Raw genomic sequence first — 2,254 nt, 5'->3', positions numbered from 1 at the left:
CGAAACGCACCGAGCAGACTGAAGCCCACCGGCCTAATGGCTTGGCGTCAGCATGCCGCGATCCGGTCGCACGGAGAGCATTTCCCAGTTGACAAAACTATAGGAACACCCGCCGCAAGGTCCGCCTGCTCCTGATTATCCTCAAGCAGATAGCGCAGAACGGCGTTAGCATCCAGCAGCGTGCCCATGCTTTGCAATCACCGCCCTCGCAAATGCGTCGGATTCCTCATCCACTTTCGACGCGTCAGCATACCGGGACAGCCTCCCTCGTGCCTTCGTTGTTTCCGGGGCGCCCACAGGCAAGGGCACCAGCAACGCCGCCGGACGCCCGTAACGCATCATGACGCACGCTTCGCGCGCTTGCTCTACATGGGCGACAAGCCCACTGAGGTTCGCTTTCGCATCGGCAAGGCCCACGCGCTCGGCTCGATCCAGGTCGACAGTCAACGTAGTCATGGCTGCTCCCATCTCTTTGGGAACAGTCTACGCTCGTTTTGACTAGATTGTTAGTCAACTTTTGCGTTATAGAAAACGCCGCCCCCAACCGGAGCTGAGCGCGGCGTGGACCTCAATTTAAGGACAGTCCCTAAATTGAGGTTTGCGGAAGTCAGTGAGAAAAACGAGAGGCAGACGAACAAGGAACACCATTAGTCATGGGAGCCAAACGATAAGAGAAGAGCATCGTTGCGCTATTTGCTTTTCGACTTCCCATCCTTCTTGAAAAAGCGGTCCCATATGTAGGCAAAGGGAGCCCAAAGAACTCCTAAAGCAGTGCCGTAACACAGCTCCAGTAAAATGAGGACGTGCCAATAATCCCCTCTCCCATCCATGATGAATAAAAGAAGCACATCGCCCTGATTCTGCCACAGCCTTATTAAGAATCCGATTACGAACAATGCGACGATACAGATAAGAGCCGTTGCCCCAGATGTCAATCCACCTTCTCCATGCTTGCGTTTAATTTCGAAACAGAACCACGCACCTGCCGCCAATATCATGAAGTTTATGAAATACACCCCAAGAAGTGCCAGGAAGTTTCGACCGAGAAACGAGACATCTACTCCTTCACGTTCCAGCATGTCCATAACATTTTGAAAACCGCCCAATAAAAAGGAATCTGCTATCACCCAAATTAGACTGATACCAAGCCAGGCAATGACCAACCATGCGACGATATCCCCCGCATCAGTTTTACGCGGCTCTTTGTCCCGCCCTTCCACTTCCTCTGACATGCCTAATCCGTCCTTCCATTAAACAAGCCCGTATCGATGAACACAACAGGCCTTGCCCTTTAGCTGGCGAAACCCTTATGCTGACGATCGAGACCCTGGATGTAGTTCGGGCAGGAGTAGAACGCATCCGCCGCAACAGACACACTGCTGGGCAGAGGTTCCACTTGCTTGAGCGCAGTACAGTGGGCAAAAGCGCACGATTCGATGCGCTCCAACCCCGACGGCAGGTGCGTCTCACGCAACTTTGGGCACGACGCGAACGCATGCTCACCAATCACGCGAACCGATGCAGGGAACTCGACACGTTCCAATTTTTCGCAGCAATTGAATGCGCTATCGCCGACCTCGATAATTCCATCGGGCAAAACGACGGATTTGATATCCTGCCGCCCGTGAAATGCCCCGCGAATCGCCCTGATTCCCTCTGGGACAACAAGCGTACCGTCCTCATTGCACAAAACCGTATGGGCGAACCCCGGAGTCAAGATGCCTTCTTCGTACAACCGCACTTCGTCCACGGCAGCTCCCATCTTTTGAGGAACCATTGGTATCACTGTCAAGTGATACCAGCCCCCAATATATTAGGGGTTGCGTGCAGTCAAACATGGTCCTCTGTTTCGCTGTCGGGTCAACATCTCGATGAACCAGAATCAACCCTTTACACTCAAGCAATCCCCGGCCGCCGCTTTGAAGATCATCTCAAGCACTGGACATTGGTACAGTCGGCCAGGTTCGGTCAACGCCACCGCAGCTGAAAACGTATAGAAACCCCTTCGACGAATAGAACCTCACAAGCAGCGAATATGGAAACACCAAACCCAACCAAAGTTGAGCGTGGCGCTGCCTTCCGGATAGGGGCTACCTCCAATTGCAATTAGCTACTCGCGACGTCCGCCTCGATTTAGAACCCGCCCATTACAGTCTGAAATAGGCCATCGATAAATTTCGATGGCGAGCATTCGGCGCATTGCCTACGATACGGGCAAGCCCCGAGGGGCCGCCGATCGGGCGCCTCCGGATGG

Annotated in this window: 3 protein-coding genes; all 3 read right to left on the bottom strand. The window is 53.6% G+C overall.

All coding sequences use genetic code 11. The features are described from left to right. Nucleotides 1-165 precede the first annotated feature (165 nt). The 3 genes from ACTQX9_RS09460 to ACTQX9_RS09450 all read right to left on the bottom strand — a co-directional run bounded on the left by ACTQX9_RS09460 (nucleotide 166) and on the right by ACTQX9_RS09450 (nucleotide 1,750). Nucleotides 166-456, bottom strand: a complete 291-nt coding sequence (locus tag ACTQX9_RS09460; RefSeq protein ID WP_441537639.1) for a type II toxin-antitoxin system Phd/YefM family antitoxin — start codon at nucleotides 454-456, stop codon at nucleotides 166-168. A 233-nt stretch (nucleotides 457-689) separates the two neighbouring features. After that, nucleotides 690-1,232: a hypothetical protein gene (locus ACTQX9_RS09455; RefSeq protein WP_441537638.1), complete on the bottom strand. Its 543-nt coding sequence runs from the start codon at nucleotides 1,230-1,232 to the stop codon at nucleotides 690-692. A 59-nt stretch (nucleotides 1,233-1,291) separates the two neighbouring features. Next, nucleotides 1,292-1,750 carry a leucine-rich repeat domain-containing protein gene (locus ACTQX9_RS09450; protein WP_441537637.1) on the bottom strand — a complete coding sequence of 153 codons (459 nt, stop codon included), beginning with the start codon at nucleotides 1,748-1,750 and terminating at the stop codon, nucleotides 1,292-1,294. Nucleotides 1,751-2,254: the final 504 nt, after the last annotated feature.

This window comes from Collinsella sp. LCP19S3_F2, from assembly GCF_052121015.1.
In the GTDB taxonomy this organism is placed as follows: domain Bacteria; phylum Actinomycetota; class Coriobacteriia; order Coriobacteriales; family Coriobacteriaceae; genus Collinsella.
Note: the sequence above shows the minus strand (reverse complement) of the source record. Positions and strands in the feature narration are given on the sequence as shown.